The organism is Caldimonas mangrovi, from assembly GCF_023721835.1.
Lineage (GTDB): Bacteria > Pseudomonadota > Gammaproteobacteria > Burkholderiales > Burkholderiaceae_C > Caldimonas > Caldimonas mangrovi.
On record NZ_JAMKFE010000011.1, the window covers coordinates 77,093 to 99,186 of the forward strand.

Consider the following 22,094-nt stretch of genomic DNA (forward strand, 5'->3'; position numbering starts at 1 on the left):
TTGCGAGGTGTCCCGTGCAGCCAGGGGGGCTGCATGCGCGCAGCCCGCGGACCACTTTGGATTTCAAGCTTCGCTGCCCGCGGCCACCGGCCGGGGAACAGCAGGCGGATTCCGTGGGCGCGACCGAGTGGACGGGCAGTTCCATGTTTGAAGATCGAACCTACACAAGAACCTTTTATAGCGCTCCGCAGTCCGTCACGTCCTTCGTGGCTGCCTTCCTGGAGCCGGCGATCACGGTGGCCTGCTTCCTGGCCATCGTGCAGTACTACGGCGCGGCCGTCGACGGCGCAGCGATGACGCTGTGCCTGCTGGTGTTCGCGCTGTCCTTTCCGGGGCGCAACCGGTTCAAGGATCCGAACCTCACCGCCATCGTCGACATCGCCTCCTCGTGGGTCAGCCTGTTGGCCATCCTGGCGCTGTGCGGCTATGCAACGCGCAGCCTCGACAAGTTCGACGAGGAAGTGCTGGTGGCCTGGGCGTTGTTCACCCCACTGGTGCAGTGGGGTGCGGTGGCGGCCGGGCGCGAGATCGTCAAGATCAACGCGCGCAAGCCCGAGGCGCGGCGCTCGGCCATCGTTGTCGGTGCCGGGCCGCTCGGCATGAAGGTGTCCAAGGCGCTGGAAGGCCATGAAGGCTTCGGTGTCGACTTCCTCGGCTTCTTCGACGACCGCACCGACATGCGGGTGCACCAGGACGCGTCCGACAAGGTCATCGGCCGGCTCAGCGACGTTTCTTCGCACGTGATGCAGCACGGCGTCAAGGAGGTCTACGTCACGCTGCCGCTGACCTCGCAGCCGCGCATCAAGGCGCTGCTCGAGTCGCTGCAGGAAACCACCGCCTCGCTGTTCTTCGTGCCGGACGTGTTCGGCATCAGCATCATCCAGGGCCGGCTGCAGGACGTGAACGGCGTGCCGGTGGTCGGCATCCTCGAAACCCCCTTCACCGGCACCAATGCGATGGTCAAGCGCATCAGCGACATCGTGCTGGCGTCGTTGATCCTGGTGCTGATTTCGCCGCTGTTGCTGTTGATCGCCCTCGGTGTCAAGCTCAGCTCGCCCGGTCCGGTCATCTTCAAGCAAAAGCGCAACGGTCTCGACGGCGAAGAAATCACCGTCTACAAGTTCCGCTCGATGCGCGCCATGGACAACGGCGCGGTGGTCAAGCAGGCGACCAAGGGCGACCCCCGCATCACGCGGTTCGGCGCCTTCATCCGCAGGACGTCGCTCGACGAGCTGCCGCAGTTCTACAACGTGCTGCAGGGCCGCATGAGCATCGTCGGGCCGCGTCCCCATGCCGTGGCGCACAACGAGCAGTACCGCAAAATGATCAAGGCCTACATGGTGCGCCACAAAGTCAAGCCCGGCATCACCGGCTGGGCTCAGGTCAACGGCCACCGCGGCGAAACCGACACCATCGAGAAGATGGAAGCGCGCGTCGAGTACGACCTCGAATACCTGCGCAACTGGTCATTGGGCCTGGACCTGTTGATCATTGCGCGCACAGCACGCCTGATGTTCTTCGACCGGCACGCCTACTGAGGCACCGAGCCGTTTTTTCCCGCCGGCATCACCATACGACAGAGGAGGTCGCATGTCATACCTGTTCGCCCGTCGCGCGCTCGTGCGCCAGCTTCCCGTTGCCGCCGCGTGCGCGCTGATGTCCGCGGGGGCGGCTGCCGAAGCGAATCCTTACTACCTGAAGGCCAAGCAGGCGTTCAGTCACGACAGCAACATCTTCCGCTCGCGCGAAGGCTCCGAACAGAGCGAACGGATTTCGTCGACCGGTCTCGAGGTGGGCATCAACCAGCCGATCAGCCGGCAGCGCTTCATCGCGAATGCGCACGTCGAACGCAACCTCTATCGCGACAACGACCACCTCGACAACACCGCCTACGGCGTCGGGCTGCGTGCCGACCTGGAAACCGCCGGCAACATCGGCGGCGGCCTGCGCTACAGCAACAACCGCAGCCTCGCCAGCTTCGACAGCTACACCGGCGCCTCGCGCGTCACCGAGCGCAACATGATCACGCGACAGGACTACGGCGCACATGTGCAGTACGGCGGCGCATCGCTGCTGGTGCTGGAAGCGGGCTACAACCACCGCGACCAGGACTATTCCGCCGAGGCCTTCGAGAACCGCGAACAACGCACCGACGCCGTCAATGCCGGCGTGCGCTACCGTCCGAGCGACCTGATCTCCTTCGGCGTGTCGGCGCGCTACACGCGCGGTCGCATCCCCAACTACACGCCGACAACGGCCGACAAGTACAAGCGGCGCGACCTCGATTTCACGACCACCTGGATACCCACCGGGCTGAGCACGCTGAGCGCCCGCGTCAGCCTGACGTCGACCGATCACGATGTCGCCGAGGCACGCGACTTCGACGGCGTCACCGGTGCACTGAGCTATCGCTACAAGCCGACCGGCAAGCTGGCCCTGAACCTGCAACTGGTGCGTGAGACCAACGACGAAACCGGGTACTACTTCGAGGAGCCGGACTCGCCCGACGACCCGCTGGAGCCGACCGCGCTGCAGGAAACCAAACTGATCCACACGATGCGCGTCGGAGCTTCGTACGAGGCCACCGCGAAGATCCGCGTCAACACCGGTGTGCGCTACATCGACCGTCGCATTCGTGTGCAGAGCGGCAGCGGGTCCGACCGCACCACCGTGGTCGACCTGGGTGCCACCTACACCATCTCCCGCGCCTGGCTGGTGGGCTGCAACCTGGGCTGGACCCAGCGCTCGGCTGGTGACAACTCGGCTGACGTAAGCTTCGATTACAAGTCCCGCCGCGCGAGCTGCCTCGCGCAGCTTTCGTTGAAGTAATCGAAGCAAAGTCCCCATGCCCACCATCCTGCTCACCGGCGCAACCGGCTACATCGCTTCCCACACCTGGCTGTCCTTGCAACAGGCCGGACTGGACGTGGTCGGTGCCGACGACTTCTCCAACAGCTCGCCCGAGGTACTGAAGCGGCTCGAGCGGCTGTCGGGCAAGACCCCGGTGTTCCACCGGCTGGACGTGGGCGACCGGTCCGCGCTGCGCGCCGTGTTCGAGCAGCACCGTATCGACGCCGTGGTGCATTTTGCGGCCTTCAAGGCGGTCGGCGAATCGACGCAGAAGCCGCTGGCCTACTACCGCAACAACCTCGGCAGCCTGCTCACGGTGTGCGAGACGATGGACGCCTTCGACGTGCGCCGCATCGTGTTCAGTTCGTCGGCCACCGTCTACGGGCAACCCGAATCGCTGCCGATCCGCGAGAACGCGCCGCTGTCGACCACCAACCCGTACGGCGCGACGAAGCTGATGAGCGAACAGGTCCTGGGCGACCTGCAGCGCTCCGACCCGCGCTGGCGGATCGCCTGCCTGCGCTACTTCAATCCGGTCGGCGCCCATGAAAGCGGACTGATCGGCGAAGACCCGCGCGGCATCCCGAACAACCTGATGCCGTATGTCGCGCAGGTCGCGGTGGGCCAGCGCGCGAAGCTGCAGGTGTTCGGCAACGACTACGACACGCCGGACGGCACTGGCGTGCGCGACTACATCCATGTCGTCGACCTGGCCGAAGGCCACGTCGCGGCGCTGCGCTACCTGCTCGACCAGCAGCCATCGCTCACCGTCAACCTCGGCACCGGGCGCGGCTACAGCGTGCTGGAGGTCATCCGCGCCTACGAGCGCGCGAGCGGCCGCACCGTGCCCTACGACATCGTCGCGCGCCGCCCGGGCGACGTTGCCGCCTGCTACGCCGATCCCGCCCTGGCGCGATCCGTGCTGGGATGGCAGGCCGCTCGCGATCTGGATGCCATGTGCGCCGATTCGTGGCGCTGGCAAAGCATGAACCCGTCAGGCTTCGGCGACACCTCGCCGAGCTGACCTCGACATTTCACAGGGAGCTCCACAATGAAACAGACTGTTCTTCCCGTCGTCATGGCCGGCGGCTCCGGCACGCGGTTGTGGCCCTTGAGCCGTGCGCTCTACCCCAAGCAGTTCCTGGCCCTGTCGGGCAAGGACACCTTGTTCCAGCAGGCCGTGCAGCGCCTGAAAGGGCTTGCCAACGACACCATCGACCTGGCGCCTCCCTGCATTGTCGGCAACGAGGAGCATCGCTTCCTGACGCTGGACCAGTTGCGCGAGATGAAGGTGCCCGCCGCGGCCGTGGTGCTGGAGCCCATGGGCCGCAATACGGCCCCGGCGCTGACGCTGGCAGCGCTGTATGCCCGCGACGAAATGGGCAACGCTGAAGATCCGATCCTCGTCGTCACACCGGCCGACCAGACCGTGACCGACGTGCCGGCTTTCACGGCCGCCCTGCGCCAGGCCGTGGACGCCGCCGCCGACGGCAGCATCGTGATCCTGGGCATCCAGCCCGACCGGCCCGACACCGGCTTCGGCTATATCCGCACCCGTGCCGACGGAGCCGTCCAGCCGGTGGCGGCCTTCGTCGAGAAGCCCGACCTCGAAACCGCAAAGCGCTACCTGACCGAGGGCTGCTATTACTGGAACAGCGGCATGTTCGTGCTGCGGGCGTCGGTGTGGTTGAAGGCGCTGGCGCATTTCCGCCCTGACATCGCGCAGGCCACCGAAGCGGCGTGGCGAGGAAAAAGCACCGACAACGGCTTCATCCGCCCGGGCAAGGATGAGTTCGCCGTCATCCCGAGCGAGTCGGTCGACTACGCCGTGATGGAGAAATGCCCGGCCGAGCCGAAAGCCGGATTCGGCGTGAAGATGGTGCCGCTGGCTGCGGGCTGGTCCGACCTGGGGGCCTGGGAAGCAGTGTGGCAGGTCAGCGAGAAGGACGGTGACGGCAACGTCGCGCAGGGCGACGCGGTGATCGCGTCCAGCCGCAACACGCTGGTCCACGCAACGAGCCGGCTGGTGAGCGCGGTGGGGCTGGACAACGTGGTGATCGTCGAAACGCCCGACGCGGTGCTGGTCGCCGACCGCAGCCGCAGCCAGGAAGTGAAGAAGATCGTCACCGAACTGGAGCAGCGCGAGCGCAGCGAATGCACGCTGCACCGCCTGGTGCACCGCCCCTGGGGCTGGTACGACAGCATCGACTGCGGCCCGCGTTTCCAGGTCAAGCGCATCATGGTCAAGCCGGGCGCGAGCCTGTCGTTGCAGATGCACCACCATCGTGCCGAGCACTGGATCGTCGTCTCCGGCACCGCCGAAGTCACCTGCGGACAGAAGAAGCTGCTGATCACCGAGAACCAGAGCACCTACATCCCGCTGGGCGAGGTGCACCGGCTCACCAACCCCGGCACGATCCCGCTGGAGATCATCGAAGTGCAGTCGGGCGCCTACCTCGGCGAAGACGACATCGTGCGCTTCGAAGACACCTACGGGCGCATGCCGGCGCAGGTGCCCGCGGGTGCCTGAGTCCGTCTCTCGCCGCGTGCGGCCCCGAGCAGCGTGAGGACGTTCCCCATGTTCAGACGAACCCGATACATCCCTCCGGCCATCGAGCACCGCGGCACGCTGCACATCGATGCGCTGTTTGCGTTCTTCTGCTTCATCACGATCTGGCTGGGGGTCGCCTTCGGTTCGCCGATCCGCTATCTCACCTACCTGATCCCGGTGATGGGCGTCGCGTTCGCGATGGCGATGGGCGGCATCCACATGCCCGACATCTACCGGCCCATGCTGGTGCTGGTGATCGGCGGCCTGGCCATGGCGCCGCTGGCCACCCTGTGGGGCTGGCAGGACATCTACCTGATCCTGATCGGCATCATGCCGTTCTGCCTGGGCTACCGGCCCCGGCTGACCTGGTGGCAGGTCTTCTGGGGTTTTGTCGTCGGTACCGTGCTGGGGCTGGCGGTGGTCAAGCTGCTGGGCAACAGCGCGATGGCCGGCGAGGTGAAATTCAACCCGCTGCTGTCGCAGTCGAGCTTCGAATCGCCGTACGGCCACGCGTTCGGGGTGCTGGCCATATGGGCGGCGTTGACGAAACGCTGGAAGCACTTCCTGCTGGCGCTGGTGCTGGCGTTCCTGGCGCTCAAGCGCATCGCGGTCATCGCCACGGTGATCTGCGGGCTGGTCTACCTGCTGCCCCGCGGCATGATCGACCGGCTGCTGCGTCCCTGGTTCATGATTCCGGCCAACCTGCTGATGCTTTCGCTGGCCGTGATGTACGGGCTCGGAGTCTTCGACCGCTGGATCTACGACACCATGGGCGCCAGCAGCAACCACGTCAGCATGGGCCGGCGCTGGCTCTATCACTGGCCGGCTCGCGACATCATCGGTTCGCTGCCGGGCCTGGCGCTGCTGGGCGACGGCGCCGGCCACGTCTATCAGGTGCTGATGCAGAAAGCCGGCTACGGCGGCAAGTACCAGCTGCACAGCGACCTGATGAAGCTGATGCTCGAGTACGGCGGTGTCGTCTTCTTCCTGTTCTTCTGGTTCGCCTACCGGTTCAAGTCGCTGGCCACGCGAATGTTCTGGCTCTACTTCAACATCATCATGCTCACCGACAACGCATTGAACTACCAGTACCTGGTGTTCGTGCTGGGCTTGTGCTGCATGTGCGCGCGACGGGAACTGGGCGACACGGAAGGGATGATGTCTTCGCTCTACACGTCGAACTCTACGGCCGCCACCCTGATCCACCGCACGCCGGTCCGCAATGTCAACAGCCCATAGCCCCGGCACCGCCCCGATCGCCGCCGTTGCGGCGGCCGTCCCCACGAGCCGTACAGCAGCAGCGCTCGACGCGGAGGTGTCGCGGCGGCTCAGTTTGCTGCGCTTTCCGCTGATCGTCGGTGTGGTGTTCATTCACGCTTACGAAACGACCGTCTGGCTCTCGGGATACGCGGTGGCTGCGGCTGGCCAGGCCGCCTGGTCGCAGTTCGTGCGCGACCTGGTCTCGCAAGGTGTGGCACGGGTCAGCGTGCCGCTGTTCTTCCTGATCGCGGCGTATCTGCTGTTCTTCGGCTTCGATGGCAGCGCTTCCGGCTATCTCGCACGGCTGAGGTCCCGCGCTCGCACGCTGTTGGTGCCGTTCCTGTTCTGGAACCTCGCCGTCGTCGCGGTGTTCGCGCTTGCGCAGGCCTTGCCGTGGACCGCCCCGCTGTTCAACAGCGGCAAGCCGACAGTCGCATCCTACGACGCGAAGCAGTGGCTCGATGCCCTGCTCGGCCTGACGCAGCCGCCGATCGCCTACCAGTTCTGGTTCATCCGCGACCTGTTCCTGCTGGTGCTCGCTGCACCGCTGGTTTACCTGGCCGTGACCCGTGCGCCGGCGGCCGGTGCGCTCGCACTCGCCGCATGCTGGCTGGCCGGCATCGGCCTCGGCATCCCATCGATCGAGGGGGTGTTTTTCTTCTACCTGGGGGCCTGGCTGGGCGTGCGTCGCATCGACCTGTGCCGGATCGACCGCTTCGGCGCCGTGCTGGTGGCCGTCTTCGTGGTGCTGGTGCTCGCCGATGCGTCGAGCAAACCGTGGGTCATCAACGACTATCTGCACAAGGCTGCGATCGTGACCGGTGTGGCCGGGGCCCTCTATGCCGCCGGGCGGGTGCACCACGGCGGGCGGCTCGAGCGGCTGCTGATCACCTTGTCGCCGGCGAGTTTTTTCGTCTTCGCGATGCACGAGCCGGCGCTGACGTTCGCGCGCAAGGTCACCTACCGCCTGATCGCGCCGGAGACGGCTGGCGCCACGATCGCGGTGTACTTCGCGATCCCGCTGACGCTGATCCTGCTGTTGACCGCCCTGTACTTCCCGCTGAAGCGGCAGCTGCCGCGGCTGATGGCGCTGGCCACCGGCGGCCGCTGACCCCCACGCTGCCGCCCCTGCGACGAGGGGCGGCAGCGTGGAACGCTCAGGTGCGGCCGATGCCGTGGTACTCGATGCCGAGCGTCTTCATCAGCTTCGGCTCATACAGATTGCGGCCGTCGAACACCGTCTTGTCGGCCAGCGCGTCCCGCAGCCCGTCGAAGTCCGGCGTGCGGAACTCCTTCCATTCGGTGACGATGACCAGCGCGTCGGCCCCCTCCAACGCAGCACGGGCCGAGTCGGCATAGCTGAGGCCCGGCGTGCCTTCCAGCACCCGCTTCGCTTCATGCGTGGCGACCGGGTCATAGGCCTGCAGCTTGGCGCCGCGGCGTGCCAGTTCGGCGATCACCACCCGGCTCGGGGCATCGCGCATGTCGTCGGTATTGGGCTTGAAGGCCAGGCCCCAGATGGCCAAGGTCCTGCCGGACAGGTTTTCACCGTAGCGCGCGACGACCTTGTCGACCAGCACCTGCTTCTGCCGGTCGTTGACCGACTCGACCGCTTGCAGCAGTTCGAGCGGCTGGCCGGCATCGGCGGCGGTCTTCACCAGCGCCTTCACGTCCTTCGGGAAGCAGGAGCCGCCGTAGCCGCAGCCCGCATACAGGAAATGGAACCCGATGCGCGGGTCGCTGCCGATACCCTGGCGCACCAGTTCGATGTCGGCGCCGAGCTTCTCGGCAACGAGCGCCAGCTCGTTCATGAAGCTGATGCGGGTCGCAAGCATGGCGTTGGCGGCGTACTTGGTGAATTCGGCACTGCGCACGTCCATCACCATCATGCGGTCGTGATTGCGCACGAAAGGTGCATAAAGCGCCTTCATCAGCAGGATGGCCCGCTCGTCCTCGGCACCGACCACCACCCGGTCAGGGCGCATGAAGTCGGCCACCGCGGCCCCTTCCTTGAGGAATTCCGGGTTCGATGCGATCGCGAAATCGAGCTTCAGGCCGCGCTTGTTCAGTTCGTCCTGCACCGCCGCCTGGACCTTGTCTCCGGTGCCGACCGGCACCGTGCTCTTGTCGACGATGACCTTGAAGTCCGTCATCGTGCGGCCGATGTTGCGCGCCGCGGCCAGCACATACTTCAGGTCGGCCGAGCCGTCTTCATCGGGCGGCGTGCCGACCGCGATGAACTGGATCGTGCCGTGCGCGACCGCTGCTTCGATGTCGGTGGTGAACTCCAGACGCCCGCCGGCGGCATTGCGCTGCACGATCTCGAGCAGGCCGGGCTCATAGATCGGAATGCCGCCCTCCTTGAGCACGCGGATCTTCTCCGGATCCACGTCGAGACACACGACGTGATTGCCCATTTCCGACAGGCAGGCGCCCGTGACCAAGCCCACATAACCGGTACCGATGACCGTGACCTTCATGATGTTTCAACCTCGATTGACAAATGTTCGTTCTGGGTGCGGCCACATCAGCGGCCACGAGCAACCGCGCGGCGCGAGACCAGCGCGGGCAGCATGCGCATCACAAAGATGCTGTTGGTGACCAGATAGCGCTTCCACAGCCGGCGCGGCTCGCTGAGCAGCCGGTGGAACCACTCCAGCCCGCAGCGCTGCATCCACAGCGGTGCCCGCTTGATGGTGCCGGCGTGGTAATCGAACGCTGCGCCGACCCCGACCATCACGGCCTGCACGCGCTCGCGGTGAGCGGCCATCCACTTCTCCTGCTTCGGGCAGCCGATGCCCACGAACAGCACCGCCGTGCCGGCCGCGTTGATCTGCTGCGTGTAGGCCTCGTCCTCCTCGGCCGACAGCGCCCGGAACGGAGGCGACACCAAGCCCCCGATCTTAAGGCCGGGAAACGCGCGCAGCAGCGCCTGGCGCAGCTTCGCCAGCGTGTCTTCGGTGCCGCCGTAGAAGAAGACCACCTGGCCGCGGCGCTCGGCCTCCTCCAGGTACTTCCACATCAGGTCGGGGCCGTTGATGCGCGGCTGGCCGTCGAAGCCTGCGCGACGCAGCGCCCAGGCGACCGGTGCGCCGTCTGGCGTGGCCATGTCGGCCTCGTCGATGACGCTGCGGAATGCGGCATCCTGCGTCGCTGTGACGACGGAATGCACGTTGCAGATGCAGACGTAGCGCGACTCGCGGCGCTCGCCCCATTGCACGAGGCGCCCGACGGCGTCGTCCCAGCTGACCGCGTCGATGAACGAGCCCAGCACGGGCGCGCCATCACGCGACCTGACGGGCACCCTGACGGACATGCTCGATGGCGTCGACATAAATCTCCATCAACTGTTGATAGTTGCGCTCGGGCGTGTAGTGCGAGTCATAGGCGGCGCGAGCCGCCCGGCCCATCTCGCACATCGCCTCGGGGTGGTCTTCGGCCCATTGCAGCTTGCGGGCCAGGTCCTCGGCATCGCCGGGCTCGAACAGCAGCCCGGTGACGCCGTCGGTAACGATCTCGGCCAGCGCACCGATGCGGCTGGCGATCACCGGCAACCCGCACGAGAACGCCTCGACGATCGTGCGCGGAAAATTCTCGTACCAAATGCTGGGCACCACCAGGTAGAGCGCGTCACGCATCAACGCAAGGATGTCCTCGATCTGCCGGAAGCCGAGGTAGCGTTCGCCGAAGGCCTCGATCGCCAGGGGCGTCAGTTCGCCACCGCCGACCACGGACACCGGGTTGCGTCCCAGGTGGCCTACTGCGCCGGCCAGCACGTCAAGCCCCTTCTCGGCCGACAGGCGCCCGACGAAGAGCCCGCCGTGCCGGTGCGCCCACGCAGGCCGATCATGGCTTTCAATGAAGTTCGGCTTGATGCGTATGCGGTCCGCCGGCAGCCCACCCTGCACGAACTTGTCCCTGCAGAACCGGTTCAGCGCGATGTAGCGCGTGACCTTGTTCTGGTAGGTGCCGAGCGCGCGGTGCAGCGTCACCGTACCGGCCAGCACGCCGCTTTGCGCCACTGAACCGCGGTAGCAGCCACGCACCACACCGCGCCACGGCAAGCGGCCGACGCAGTCCTCGCAGACCCGGCCTTCGCGCAGCAGCATGGCCTGCGGGCACATCAGCCGGAAGTTGTGGAGCGTCTGCACGACCGGCACGCCGGCACGGTCGGCTGCCCAGTACAGCGACGGCGATATCAGCGGAAAGGTGTTGTGCGCGTGGATGACGTCGGGACGGAAGTCGTCGATGACTCGCGCCAGTTCATCGGTGGTACGAGTCGACCAGACGGTCTGCGCGGCCAGGGCCACGCGCGACTGGCCGGCGATGTCGTCGTTGTGCCGTGAGAACAACTGCACCGCATGCCCGTGTGCGGCGAGCAATGCGAACTCGGCGTCGCAGACAGAATCCTCGCCGCCCCGCTGCTGGTAGGCGTTGTGGACCATCAGCACGCGCGCAGCGAGTCCTTCGTTGCGGCTGGCGCTCATGTCTTCCACTCCGCCGTCCGCTCACCGAGCCTCGGTGCGTCCAGGCAACGTCCGATGCCGTCGGTGAAGCGGCGTGCCATGTTCTCGACCGTGTAACGCAGCGCGCTGTCGGCGCAGCCCTGCTTCAGCCTTTGCGACGCCTCGGGTTGCGTCAGCAGTGTCACCGCTGCCTCTACGTAGTCCTCCAGCGTGTCGGGTGTGATCAGGCCGTTGTGACCGTGCCGCAAATAGGCAATCTCCGGGCTGTGCAGCCGGCAGTCGGTCGTCAGCATCGGCACGCCGCAGGCGAATGCGTCGAGCACGCCGAGGCCGACAAGGCCCGGATTGAGCATCACTTGCGCCAGTGCGATCGCCTCGACCTTGTCCTTCCCTTTGCGCACGCCCAGGTAGCGCACCCACGGATGCCGGCCTGCATGCTGCTCCACCATCGAGGCGAGCGGCCCGCCGCCGGCAATCAGCAGCTCGAAGTCCGGCACCCGGCGGCGGACCTCCTCGGCCGAGCGCAAGAGAAAGTCGATGCGCTTGTCGGTATAGAGCGAGCCGACAAACACGCCGACATGGCGGCCGGTGAGGCCAAGGCGGCGCCGGGCCGCGTCGAGCGCGTCGTCATCGAGACGACGGCGCCATTCGGTCAGTTCCTGCGTATCCACGGCATTGTCGAGCACGGTGATGCGCTCCGGCGCGTAGCCTTGCGCCCTGACCAGTTCCGCGCTTATGTCGGTGTAGGCGAACCACCAGTCGGCGCGGCGGGTGGTCCAGCGCTTGAACTGTTCCTTCAGCCCGTCCGGCCGGTCGGACTGTAAGTTGCCGCCGTGACCCCAGAACGCAATGCGCGACGGCCGCCGCAACGTCAGCGCAACGAGGTTGTACAGCAGCTTGTTCTCCTGCGTGACGATCACCAGATCGGACCCGCGCACGTGCGGCCCGAAGTTCTGCCAGCACAGCCGCCCGCCGGCGTGGTACTGCGTCGGCACATGCTCGGCCCATGCGATATGGCCGCTGTCGCGCTTGGTCGCCTCGAGCGGCGTAGGGTCGCCGTGCAGCAGCCGCAGCTTCATGCCGGCCTGCGCCATCATCGCGTGCATGCGCTCGAACAGCGGCACACGATAGCCCGTCAGGCGACGCTGCACGACGACGATCTCGGACATGCCGTTCACAGGCGCCCCCCACCGGCGGCCGGTGTCGCAGGCATGGCGTCGCCGGATCCTGTGCCGAGCATGTCGGCGTACAGCCGCCGCCAGCTGTCGACGAAAACACTCGGGTGGCAGCGCTGCACTGCGCGCTGAGCAGCGGCGGCCATGCGCCGCAATTCGTCCTCAGGCAACTGCAGCATCGTCTCCATGGCGACACGGATGGACGCGGCATCGCGTTCGACCGCCCAGCCGTTGACGCCGTCGTGGACCAGGTCCTCGACGCCGTAGAGGCCGCGACTGACCACAAGCGGCAGGCCGGCTGCCGCCGCCTGGTGGATCACGAGCGAGAAGGTCTCGTAGGTGGAAGGAAACACGAAGGCATCGGCGCACCAAAGATGCGGCCGTACGTCCGATTGCAACCCGGCGAAGCGGATCTTGTCTTCCACCAGATGACGCCGCGCGAGTTGCCGGAACTCGTCGATCTCACCGGCCTGCCCGCCCACCACCAGCACCTCCGCACGTTCGCCCAACGGCTGCGGCAACGCGGCGAGGGCTTCGATCACGAGGCCCAGGCCCTTGCGCGAAAAGTCGCCGAGCGCGATGAAGGCGAAAACGAAGCTGTCGTTGCGCAACCCGAGCTCGGCGCGCACCGGCCGGCGGTCGAAATCCTGCGGCCGGCCAAAGCGATCGACGTCCACCGGGTTCGGGATCGTGGCGAGCTTGGCTTCGCTGCCCGGATAGCAGGCGGCCAGTTCACGCGCCAGGCCGAGCGACGGCACGACGACGCGCGAAGCACGCATGACCGCACGGGCCTCGGTGTAGGCATTGAAGCGGTGATTGAGCCAACGTGCCCAACGTCGCGGCCCGGTGACGCCGGACTTCTTCCAGGCGTCTTGCAGATAGGCACGGTGACAGAAGTGCGCATAGACGATGTCGGCGCCGACGAACTGCCCCTGCGTTGCCTGCACCAGCACCGACCGCCCACCGGCCAGACGCCATGCAAGCACCCGCAGGCGTACCAGCGCCTGGAACGCCACGTAGCGCAGCAACAGGGGCTTGCGCGGAACGGCCACGCGCTTCCATACGAGATGCTCGTTCGGAGGAGACTCCCACTGATCCGCGAACACCGTGACGTGGTGGTCGGGCATCAGCCCCTGGATCTGGGCCAGCACGCAGCTGCCCGCCGGGCTGCGAGACGTCGGCGATTGATCGATGACGACAAGGCGCGGTGGCGTGCTCATCGACGGACCGGTGAAGTGATCGATCGCGGTCGCAGTGCATGCGTCTGTGCATCTGCGAACGCTTCAGGCCGGTGTTCCAGCCATATGGTGTGCATGTGTTTCCTCCCGGGACAGGGCCTCGCGGCAGACGGTGCCACGATGCGGACCCGCATTGAAGCATTTCCCGGGCCAATGAAGGGGGTGTGACACACACAGCGTTTCATGTTTAACGACGGCATCCCCCTCACCCACGGGTAGCATTCCGCCCGAATTCACTTTTTTGCCGAAGGTTTTCCCTCTTGCATGACGCAAAAGGGGCCGACCAGCAAGTCCCGCAACCTTTGCCTCAGGAGATCCTGCGCCATGTCGCGCCCGCTGCGTCCTGCATCGTCGACCCCGCTGCCCGCAAGGTGCCGCCGAGTGTTCGCGATGGCCATCGCATCGGTCACCGCGAGTGTGCTGCCGGTCCTCGCGTCCACCCACGCGCCCGCCGACGACCCGGTGGTCTCATTGCCTGCCTCGTCGTCCGCCGCTGCCGCCACATCGCGTCCGGCGCCACCACGTCTGGGCGCTCGGGTGAACGTATGGGGCAATGCGCGCTATGAGCATGAGGCCGGTCGCGCCAAGGCCGCGGCGGCCGGCTCGGCATCGGCTTCCAGTGGTGGCGCGCAGCGCTTTCGTGTCACCGACCGCGCCAAGGGAGACGCGCATCTCGTCTACGCCTTTCCCTATGAACGCGGGCGCCTGTACCGTGCATCGCTGAAGCTGCGTGCCGACAAGCCGACACGCGTCGAAGTCATGATGCGGCGCGACGTGCCGCCCTACGACGCCTTCGCGTTGACGACGGTACAGGCTGGACCGAAATGGCAACGCGTCGACCTCGAGGGCCGGCCCATCGCGCGGGGAGGCGGCTCTCTGCGCATCGCCCCCGTCGAAACGGGCGTCAACGTCTGGGTGGACGAAGTCAAGATCGAGCCGGGCGCCGAGCAGGACTTCCGCCCGGTGCTCGATCAGCCCATTGCACCTGAACTGTTCGGCCTGCACCTGATGCGGCTGGGCATGCACATGAACTGGCCCGAGTTCGATCCCGGCGTCGTCCGCCTGTGGGACACGCGCACGATGTGGAAAGATCTGCAGCCCGAGCCACACCGGTGGGACTTCTCGAACACCGGCTTCCGACGCCTCGATCTCTATGTCGACCACATTCGCAAGCACAGTCCGGCCACAAAGATTCTCTACGTGCTGGGGCAGACGCCGCAATGGGCTTCGAGCGCCCCCGAGTCGCACAGTCCTTACGGTGCCGGGCACGCCGCGCCCCCCAAGAATCTCGAGGACTGGCGCGAGTACGTGCGCACGCTGGCGCGCCGCTATGCCGGGCGCATCACATATTGGGAACTGTGGAACGAGCCTGACTTTCGGCTTTTCTACCTCGGCTCGGTCGACACCATGGTCGAGATGGCCCGCATCGCGCACGAGGAACTGAAGGCCGCAGATCCCCGCAACACCATCGTGTCGCCAGGACTCACCGCCGGTCAGGGCCTGCGATGGCTCGACCGCTTCCTTGCGGCCGGCGGGGGCCGCTACGTCGATATCGTGGCCTTTCATTGGTACTACGGCTTCGGGCCGGAGGCGATCGCGCCGTTCATTGACAACGTGCGCGGCGTGATGCGCGCACACCACGTCGACGACAAGCCGCTATGGAACACCGAAGGCGCGCTCGCGTTCCCCAAGAAGGACGGGGACGGCGTCCCCGTGCGGCTGACCGAAGCGCAGCAGCGCGGGCTGACGCCTCGCGCGCTGCTGACGATGTGGTCGCGCGGCGTCAGCGGCTTCGCCTACTACTTCTGGGAAGGCCGCCTGCCGGGCGAGAAGATGCTGTCGAACGACTTTCGCAGCTACACCGAGGCCGGCCGCAGCTACATGCGGGCTGCCGGCTGGATCAAGGACGCGCGCATCGTCGACGGCTACCGCGCCGAAAAGGGCGTGCAGGTGTTCCGGCTCGAACGAGATGGCCGCCACTTCCAGCTCATATGGTCTGTGGAAGAGCCGGTCTCGGTGCGTTTGCCCGAGGCATGGCATGCACGACGCATCGCGCGGCTCGACGGGTCGACCGAGGAAATTTCGACGGATCAGCGTGTACTTGTTACCGGGGAACCGGTGCTGATCGATTAGGCAACCGCTACCGATCGGGTGCAGGAGAGCGATCGGTAGGTTCGCGCCACGCGCGAATTTATTCACATAACGAGGGCAGCCACTTTCTTTTACTTACTTCCGACGCAGCCAGGTTGCATTTCGCAGGTGAAACCTGTTCCGTGCACAGCCGTATAGACGGGTATCGCTGATGGTGCCCAGCGCTCAGATGACTGTCTGACAACGCCATATGCGGGAACGGGTAAGACACCGACGTTGACGTCGCGCCGAGCTTTGCCGGCGCAGTGGCCTGCTGCATTTCCCGCGTCTTCCGCTCGAACCACCGCGTCCGCGTGCCGCCAAGGCATGCCTGCGCCCGGCTTCGACACGCAAACACAGACAGTTAGGACCACGAATGACTTCGTCCCTTCATCGTTGGGCATCTCTTTTGACCGTGCTCGCACTCGCCGCCTGCGGAGGTAGCGACGGCGGGTCATCCACAGACAATGAAACAGCCTCTGAAGAATTTTCCCTTTCAGAGACAGCCGATACGCTCCCCGGGGATGCAGCAGGCGACGTGCCTGCGGAGGAAAGCCCCGAGATGATGGAGGCGGGTGCCGCCACCCCGGGCGCGCTTCACATGGGCCCCGAAGAGGGCGCTGCCACTGAAAGCGCGATGGCGCTGTCCACCACCAGCGCGGACGACCCGACACTGGTCACCAGCAGCGACTTCGAAGGGACCTACACGGGCCGCGCGCCGGGATGGAGCGTCAACTATTGGGGTGCCGTGAAGTTCGCCGTCTCGCGCGAAACGACGTCGTCGAACGTCTATGCCGGCAACAGCTCGCAGCGCTTTCGCATCACGAGCCGTCCGGCCGGTTCGGAAGCGCACCTGATCCGCTCCTACGGCTTCGAGAACGGCAAGACCTACCGCATGGCGGTCTACCTGAAGGCGAGCGCGGCGACCACGGCCACCGTGCAGATGCGCTACGACCTGAAGCCGTACACCGTGTTCGCAAGCAAGAAGGTCAATCTGACGACCGGCTGGCAACGTGTCGAGATCGAAGGCGCTTACGATTTCGCCGGCGGCGGATCGATCCGCCTGCAGGTCGGCTCGACCAACGTCGACGTCTACGTCGACAACATGACGCTGCGCGAAGTGCTGCCCACCGCCTCGGACGCCTCAGACGGCATCGTGCTGCCGGCGGCCGGCGGCTCGGCCACCCAGATCGTCTCACTCGCCTCGTCCAACCTCGAAGGCACGTACGCATCGACGGCTCCTGGCTGGCGCGTGAACTACTGGGGCACGCCAACCCCGAGCTGGGCAGTGAGCCGCGAGACCCGCGGCGAGCATGTGCACTCCGGTTCGTCCTCGCAGCTCTACCGGGTCAATAGCATCGGCAACGGCGACGTGCATCTCACCTACCCGTTCGGCTTCAAGAAAGGCAAGAAGTACCGCGCGACGATGTGGATCAAGTCGAGCGTCAATGCGACGGTCCAGGTCTTCATGCGCCGCGACATCCACCCGTGGGATCCGTTTGCGACCAAGACCGTCGCAGTGACGCCCACCTGGCAAAAGGTGGAAATCACCGGTACCTACCTCGCCGATGTCGGCGGCACGCTGCGCGTCTCGCCGAAGACGATGGGTGCCACCGTGTGGATCGACGACATGACCATCTCCGAAGTCGTCGAGAACTCGATGGCGCCGGCGAACACCGATGCGATCCCGAGCACGCTGTTCGGTGTCCACATCAACAAGTTCGGCACCCATCAACAATGGCCTGGCCTGGGCCACGGCGTGGTCCGTCTGTGGAACACCGGTACGACATGGCGTGAGCTCGAGCCGAGCAACGGTGTCTGGAACTTCACGACGAGCACCGCCGGCCGCCGGCTCGACATGCTGGTCGACTATGTGAAGAAGAACGATCCGTCGGCGAACATCCTGTACACGCTGGGCCAGACGCCGCAATGGGCCTCCAAGACTCCCGGCATCTCCGGCCTGTACGGCGTGGGTGCGAGCGGTGCCCCCGCAAACATGGCCGACTGGCGCGACTACGTTCGCACCCTGGCACGCCGCTATGCCGGACGCATCCGCTACTGGGAGCTGTGGAACGAGCCCGACTACGGCCCGCACTACAACGGTTCTGTCTCCGAGATGATCGAGATGGCTCGCATCGCGCAGGAAGAACTGAAGGCTGCCGACCCTGCGAACAAGTTGGTATCACCGGGCGTGACCGCCGGCCAGGGCATGCCGTGGCTGAACAACTTCCTCGCGGCCGGTGGCGGCAGCCATGTCGACATCATCGGTTTCCACTGGTACTTCGACACGTCGCCCGAGAAGCTGGGCCCGGCGATCGACAACGTGCGACAGCTGATGGCGACCTACGGCGTCGCTGACAAGGAGCTGTGGAACACCGAAGGTGCGCCGGGTTGCGATGCATTGATCTATACGTGTTCGGCCTTCGTACCCAGCATCGAACAGAAGCGCTCGACCACTGCCCGTGCGCTGATGATGATGTGGGCCAAGGGCGTCAGCAACCAGAACTACTACTTCTGGGAGCGGACCGAAGCGCTGTCCAAGCTGGTCGAAAGCGACTACAGAACCCCGACTGCAGCGGCTGTCGCCTACAAGGAGATCGCGACCTGGATGAAGGGGGCACGCATGGTCGATGCGTACCGCGTGAACGACAAGGTCTACGTGTTCCGCATGAACCGCGGGACCGAGAACTACGTGATCATGTGGTCGACGGCCGGTGGCACGGTGGTCAACCTGCCGTCCTCGTGGAGCGTCTACAAGACTCGCTCGCTGTCCGGCACCGAAGCGTCGATCCCGAGCTCTCGTCAGCTGACCATCGGCATCGAGCCGGTGATGCTCAAGCCCTGAGGCCAAGGATGCCAGTGATGGCAGCAAGCAAAAAGCCGCCCTCGGGCGGCTTTTTTTTGGCTCGTTCCCGATCTGGGCGAACGATGGGCGTTGTTGGAGCGCGGCGTCGTCGCATGGGCGTGCAGGCGGCGGGCCACGCTTCGACGTGCAGACCCGCTGGCGGAAGGTGCCCTTGCGTCTTGCGGTTGCGCCGCACCATCAAGAGACGGCTTCGAACGGAAGCCGTGCCCTTGGGGGCGCTACCGGGTGACGAAGCGCCGGAACTCCTGGATGGCGGTGCGATTGAGAACGAAGGTCAGCGCCGCGTACACGGCCACGCCGATCGCCACGCCCGCGACCAACCGCAGCAGCACCGAGTGCACTGCAAACGACAGCGGCTCGCCGGCCAGCACGACGGCGACGGCCATCAGCGCGGTCACCCCGAGCGGGCGCGCGAGTTCCCGGGCAAGGTCGGGCAACCCACGACCCACTTGTCGAAGCGCAATATGCAAGCACGGCAGCGCGTTCAACACGTTGGCGACGAAGTAGGCCTGCGCCACGCCGAGCACGCCCCATTGCACACCGATGACGAAGGCAGAGACGGTCAGCACCGCGCTGTAGATGCCGAGAAAAAACAGCAACCGCGTACGCCCTGTCGCCATGAACACCGTGCCGGTGGTGGAGACGAGCGACTGGATGAAGCCGACCGGTGCGAGCCACGCGACGATGTCGGCCACCTCGTGCCATTTGCTGCCCAGCACCGTGTCCACGAACTCGTCGCGCAGCACGAACAGGCCGGCCATCAGCGGGCCGGTCACGCAGGCAATCACGAACAGCGCTCGCAGGTACAGGCGGCCCATCGCCTCTTGGGTATCTTGCTGCCGGCTCATCACCGGGAACAGTGCCCGCGACGCGACGAGCGTCAGGTTCAAGATCGGAAACAGCATCAGCCGGTAGGCCAGCGTATAGGGTCCCAGGCTCGCCGGCCCGAGAAAGCGGCCGATGATGAAGCTGTCGGTGTTGCGCGAGAAGTAGTTGACCAGCTGGAAACTCACCAGGTAGCCGCTGAAGCCCCACAGACCCCGCAAGGCCGGCCGGCTGAACCTGAGCCTGGGACGCCACGGAGAGGCATGCCATAGCTGCAGCGCCCCGAGGATAGGCGCCACCAGCGTCTGCACGACCAGGCTGTAGGGGCCGAGCCCGTTCAATGCCGCCACGATGCCGGCCAGCAGTCCGAATGCCTGTGACGTCACCTCGATGCGGGCGATGGTGGCAAATCGATGTTGCCGCTCCAGCAGCGCCTGGTGCACGGCGGACGACGCGCCGATCGGAAACGGCAAGGCCAGCAGCATCAGGATGCCCGCCACCTCCGGCGTGCGGTAGCCGGCGGCGAGCAAGGGGGCAATCAAGACGACGGCAAGGCCGACCGCCAGACCCATCGCGCAGCTGAACCAGAAGGCCGTCTGGGTGGTTTCCTCGTCGAGTTCCTTCTTTTGGATCACGGCCTGCGCGGTGCCGAGATCTCGGATGATCACCGCGAAGTTGGTAACGACCAGCGCCATCGCGACAAGACCGTAGTCCCGCGGGCTCAGCAGACGCGACATCACGAGCACACCGCCGGTCTGCAGCGCGACGCGTGCGGCCTGAGCGACACCCAGCCAGCGTGCGTTGCTCAACGCGCTCATGCCGACCGCTCTCCACGGGTGCGCAGATTCGGTCGCGCGATGCAGCTGCCGGGCCGCATCATGTCAGCAGAGACTTCAGGCGCAGCGCAATCTTGCGCTGCAGGCTGGCCGACCGGTTCACGACACGCGAGACGTTCCAGCTCGGCTGCACCAAACGCTGTTGACCGAAGTCGAGCACGGGTTTGCCCGATCGCAGGGCAATCTCTTCGGCCTGCCGGGACTCGCTCTCGATGAACAGGAAGGTCGAGTCCAGCCTCGCATACACCTTGGCCTTGTAGGAACCGTGCGCGCCCTGCTGCCGCCGCTCCTGCGCCGACGGCAAGTCCAGCATGTGGAGTTCCCCGAACTCGATGCCCGCGGACTTCAGCCACTGCTCGGTCTGCGGGCGGTACTTCTCGAGCCGGCTCGTCACGAGGTGCCCGATGCGGTGGGTCGGCCGTGCAAGCGTGGTCGCATTGACGAGGAACTCAAGATAGCGATCGCCGTCGTCGTTCTGGTCATGGGTCGGATCGAGGCACAGCACGCCGTCGATGTCGACGCAGCAACGCTCGAGTTCCCAGCGATGAAACAGGTTCCACTCGAACAGCCTGGGCAGCTCGAGTCGCGCGAAATGCAAGTCCAGCGCTGCGTGGCTCCGTTCGGTGGCATAGACAGCGGCATACAGCACCTCGCATGGCACGCCGGCGGCAGCCACCGCCTGGCGCACTTCCTGCATCGATTTTCCGGTCGCGATGCTGTCATCGAGTACGAGCACCTTGCGCGCCTGTTGCGGATGCGTCATCTCGCTCGCATAGGCACGCCGTGTGGAGCCGTTGTAGAGCGGGCGGTTCTCGAGGAAGGCCGCGAGATCGCAATACTTGCGATTGATGAGCAGCGCCAGGATGGAGGCAGCCATCAGGCCACTGCGCGGCACCCCGACGATCAGATCCACGTCCCGGGGCACCTTGTACAGGTTGGTCGAGAGATCGCGCGCCAGGTCGGCCACCGATTTGTAGTTCATTGCTTTTCCCTGATAGATCTTGGCAAGGCGGCCGCCGGCTCAACGCCCCAGCGGCCGGCGCAGTCCGAGCATCAGCGCCACGAGCTTGAGCGCCGACATCGGGTCGAAGCCCAGACTGAAGAAGTGCGCGATATCCCTGGGTCGGGGCCGGAAGCCGTAGACCTTCGAGAACACCTGCAGGAACAGACGCTGCCGCAACGCGGACGGTTTGTCCGGGTACTTGCTCGACATGCGCAGATAGGCTGCCATGATCTTCTCGCGCGAGGCCTTGGTGATGCGGTCCGGACGCGGCGCGTCGAGAAAATAGTACAAGCCTGCGTCAAGCAGCCGGCCCGGCCCGTGGGTCATCAGCACGCGCATGTAGAAGTCGAGGTCCTGCCAGGCCGGCATGCCTTCGTCGAACAGGCCGGCATCGACGAAGGTCTGACGTGGTGCGAAGATCTGATTGCCGACGAGGTTGGCGGTGAACATCTGGTCGGCACTGACCGAACCCGCGCGCCGCGTGGCGAACTCCTTGCCGCGTCCGACGACGACATCCTGCGTGTACAGGCACGAGAAGCGCTCCCCTGCCTGCACCAGCACGTCCCAGTACGTGACGAGCGACTTGAGTCGTTCCGGGTGGAAGTAGTCGTCGTCGTCGAGACCGGTCACGAAGTAGCCGCTGGCTCGGAGGATGGCCTTGTTGCGCGCGGCAGGTGCGCCGCCCGAGGTGTCGTTGTGGATCGCGGTAACGCGCGCGTCGCTGGCTGCGAGGGCGTCGAGATAGGCCCGCGTGCCGTCGGTGGACGCGTCGTTGACGACGATCACCTCGAAGTCGTCATGGCTCTGCGCGAGCACCGACTCGACCGCGCGCTGCAGCAGGTCGAGCCGGTTTCGGGTGGGAATGTAGACGCTGACTTTCATCGAGCCGTTCGC

16 protein-coding genes are annotated in these 22,094 nt (G+C 65.8%); 8 read left to right on the forward strand and 8 right to left on the reverse strand.

Features of this window, described 5'->3' with window-relative positions; genetic code table 11:
• Window positions 1-143 precede the first annotated feature (143 nt).
• Genes M8A51_RS17485 through M8A51_RS17510 form a run of 6 tightly spaced genes read left to right on the forward strand, consistent with a single transcriptional unit; the run spans window position 144 to window position 7,772 of the window.
• Window positions 144-1,538: an undecaprenyl-phosphate glucose phosphotransferase gene (locus M8A51_RS17485; RefSeq protein ID WP_251779808.1), complete on the forward strand. Its 1,395-nt coding sequence runs from the start codon at window positions 144-146 to the stop codon at window positions 1,536-1,538.
• Window positions 1,539-1,590: 52 nt separating this feature from the next.
• Window positions 1,591-2,829, forward strand: a complete 1,239-nt coding sequence (locus M8A51_RS17490; RefSeq protein WP_251779809.1) for a porin family protein — start codon at window positions 1,591-1,593, stop codon at window positions 2,827-2,829.
• Between the two features lie 16 nt (window positions 2,830-2,845).
• Window positions 2,846-3,874 carry a UDP-glucose 4-epimerase GalE gene (gene galE, locus M8A51_RS17495; protein ID WP_251779810.1) on the forward strand — a complete coding sequence of 343 codons (1,029 nt, stop codon included), beginning with the start codon at window positions 2,846-2,848 and terminating at the stop codon, window positions 3,872-3,874.
• A gap of 27 nt (window positions 3,875-3,901) precedes the next feature.
• The gene (locus M8A51_RS17500) at window positions 3,902-5,380 is read left to right on the forward strand and encodes a mannose-1-phosphate guanylyltransferase/mannose-6-phosphate isomerase (RefSeq protein WP_251779811.1); all 1,479 of its coding nucleotides are present in this window, start codon (window positions 3,902-3,904) and stop codon (window positions 5,378-5,380) included.
• Between the two features lie 48 nt (window positions 5,381-5,428).
• Window positions 5,429-6,640: a hypothetical protein gene (locus tag M8A51_RS17505; protein ID WP_251779812.1), complete on the forward strand. Its 1,212-nt coding sequence runs from the start codon at window positions 5,429-5,431 to the stop codon at window positions 6,638-6,640.
• Complete coding sequence (locus tag M8A51_RS17510; RefSeq protein WP_251779813.1) at window positions 6,624-7,772, forward strand: acyltransferase family protein; 1,149 nt, start codon at window positions 6,624-6,626, stop codon at window positions 7,770-7,772. The genes M8A51_RS17505 and M8A51_RS17510 overlap by 17 nt, the downstream gene beginning before the upstream one ends.
• Before the next feature lie 46 nt (window positions 7,773-7,818).
• Here M8A51_RS17510 and M8A51_RS17515 read toward each other — a convergent pair whose 3' ends face one another.
• Genes M8A51_RS17515 through M8A51_RS17535 form a run of 5 tightly spaced genes read right to left on the reverse strand, consistent with a single transcriptional unit; the run spans window position 7,819 to window position 13,522 of the window.
• On the reverse strand, window positions 7,819-9,141 hold the full coding sequence (locus M8A51_RS17515; protein WP_251779814.1) for a UDP-glucose dehydrogenase family protein: 1,323 nt from the start codon (window positions 9,139-9,141) through the stop codon (window positions 7,819-7,821).
• 47 nt (window positions 9,142-9,188) lie between these two features.
• Window positions 9,189-9,935, reverse strand: a complete 747-nt coding sequence (locus M8A51_RS17520) for a WecB/TagA/CpsF family glycosyltransferase (protein ID WP_251779815.1) — start codon at window positions 9,933-9,935, stop codon at window positions 9,189-9,191.
• 10 nt (window positions 9,936-9,945) lie between these two features.
• On the reverse strand, window positions 9,946-11,148 hold the full coding sequence (locus tag M8A51_RS17525) for a glycosyltransferase (RefSeq protein ID WP_251779816.1): 1,203 nt from the start codon (window positions 11,146-11,148) through the stop codon (window positions 9,946-9,948).
• Window positions 11,145-12,296 (reverse strand): glycosyltransferase family 4 protein, encoded by a 1,152-nt coding sequence (locus M8A51_RS17530; protein WP_251779817.1) that lies wholly within the window; start codon window positions 12,294-12,296, stop codon window positions 11,145-11,147. Before M8A51_RS17530 ends, M8A51_RS17525 begins: the two co-directional genes overlap by 4 nt.
• Window positions 12,297-12,301: 5 nt before the next feature.
• On the reverse strand, window positions 12,302-13,522 hold the full coding sequence (locus M8A51_RS17535; RefSeq protein ID WP_251779818.1) for a glycosyltransferase family 4 protein: 1,221 nt from the start codon (window positions 13,520-13,522) through the stop codon (window positions 12,302-12,304).
• 342 nt (window positions 13,523-13,864) lie between these two features.
• Here M8A51_RS17535 and M8A51_RS17540 point away from each other — a divergent pair, with 342 nt between their 5' ends.
• A complete protein-coding gene (locus M8A51_RS17540; RefSeq protein ID WP_251779819.1) occupies window positions 13,865-15,673 on the forward strand; it encodes a glycosyl hydrolase in 1,809 nt (602 codons plus the stop codon).
• A 535-nt stretch (window positions 15,674-16,208) separates the two neighbouring features.
• Window positions 16,209-18,515 carry a glycosyl hydrolase gene (locus M8A51_RS26585; RefSeq protein WP_251779820.1) on the forward strand — a complete coding sequence of 769 codons (2,307 nt, stop codon included), beginning with the start codon at window positions 16,209-16,211 and terminating at the stop codon, window positions 18,513-18,515.
• A 239-nt stretch (window positions 18,516-18,754) separates the two neighbouring features.
• Here M8A51_RS26585 and M8A51_RS17550 read toward each other — a convergent pair whose 3' ends face one another.
• Genes M8A51_RS17550 through M8A51_RS17560 form a run of 3 tightly spaced genes read right to left on the reverse strand, consistent with a single transcriptional unit; the run spans window position 18,755 to window position 22,082 of the window.
• Window positions 18,755-20,179: a lipopolysaccharide biosynthesis protein gene (locus tag M8A51_RS17550; RefSeq protein ID WP_251779821.1), complete on the reverse strand. Its 1,425-nt coding sequence runs from the start codon at window positions 20,177-20,179 to the stop codon at window positions 18,755-18,757.
• Between the two features lie 58 nt (window positions 20,180-20,237).
• A complete protein-coding gene (locus M8A51_RS17555) occupies window positions 20,238-21,179 on the reverse strand; it encodes a phosphoribosyltransferase family protein (protein ID WP_251779822.1) in 942 nt (313 codons plus the stop codon).
• Window positions 21,180-21,218: 39 nt separating this feature from the next.
• On the reverse strand, window positions 21,219-22,082 hold the full coding sequence (locus M8A51_RS17560) for a glycosyltransferase (protein ID WP_251779823.1): 864 nt from the start codon (window positions 22,080-22,082) through the stop codon (window positions 21,219-21,221).
• Between the last annotated feature and the right edge of the window lie 12 nt (window positions 22,083-22,094).

Bases quoted from the DNA above. Each gene is read 5' to 3' on its own strand.
- M8A51_RS17500 (WP_251779811.1), top strand. From the start codon at position 3,902: ATGAAACAGACTGTTCTTCCCGTCGTCATGGCCGGCGGCTCCGGCACG.
- M8A51_RS17555 (WP_251779822.1), bottom strand. From the start codon at position 21,179: ATGAACTACAAATCGGTGGCCGACCTGGCGCGCGATCTCTCGACCAAC.
- M8A51_RS17540 (WP_251779819.1), top strand. From the start codon at position 13,865: ATGTCGCGCCCGCTGCGTCCTGCATCGTCGACCCCGCTGCCCGCAAGG.
- M8A51_RS17550 (WP_251779821.1), bottom strand. From the start codon at position 20,179: ATGAGCGCGTTGAGCAACGCACGCTGGCTGGGTGTCGCTCAGGCCGCA.
- M8A51_RS17515 (WP_251779814.1), bottom strand. From the start codon at position 9,141: ATGAAGGTCACGGTCATCGGTACCGGTTATGTGGGCTTGGTCACGGGC.
- M8A51_RS17525 (WP_251779816.1), bottom strand. From the start codon at position 11,148: ATGAGCGCCAGCCGCAACGAAGGACTCGCTGCGCGCGTGCTGATGGTC.
- M8A51_RS17485 (WP_251779808.1), top strand. From the start codon at position 144: ATGTTTGAAGATCGAACCTACACAAGAACCTTTTATAGCGCTCCGCAG.
- M8A51_RS17505 (WP_251779812.1), top strand. From the start codon at position 5,429: ATGTTCAGACGAACCCGATACATCCCTCCGGCCATCGAGCACCGCGGC.
- M8A51_RS17535 (WP_251779818.1), bottom strand. From the start codon at position 13,522: ATGAGCACGCCACCGCGCCTTGTCGTCATCGATCAATCGCCGACGTCT.
- M8A51_RS17490 (WP_251779809.1), top strand. From the start codon at position 1,591: ATGTCATACCTGTTCGCCCGTCGCGCGCTCGTGCGCCAGCTTCCCGTT.
- M8A51_RS17510 (WP_251779813.1), top strand. From the start codon at position 6,624: ATGTCAACAGCCCATAGCCCCGGCACCGCCCCGATCGCCGCCGTTGCG.
- M8A51_RS17560 (WP_251779823.1), bottom strand. From the start codon at position 22,082: ATGAAAGTCAGCGTCTACATTCCCACCCGAAACCGGCTCGACCTGCTG.
- galE (WP_251779810.1), top strand. From the start codon at position 2,846: ATGCCCACCATCCTGCTCACCGGCGCAACCGGCTACATCGCTTCCCAC.
- M8A51_RS17530 (WP_251779817.1), bottom strand. From the start codon at position 12,296: ATGTCCGAGATCGTCGTCGTGCAGCGTCGCCTGACGGGCTATCGTGTG.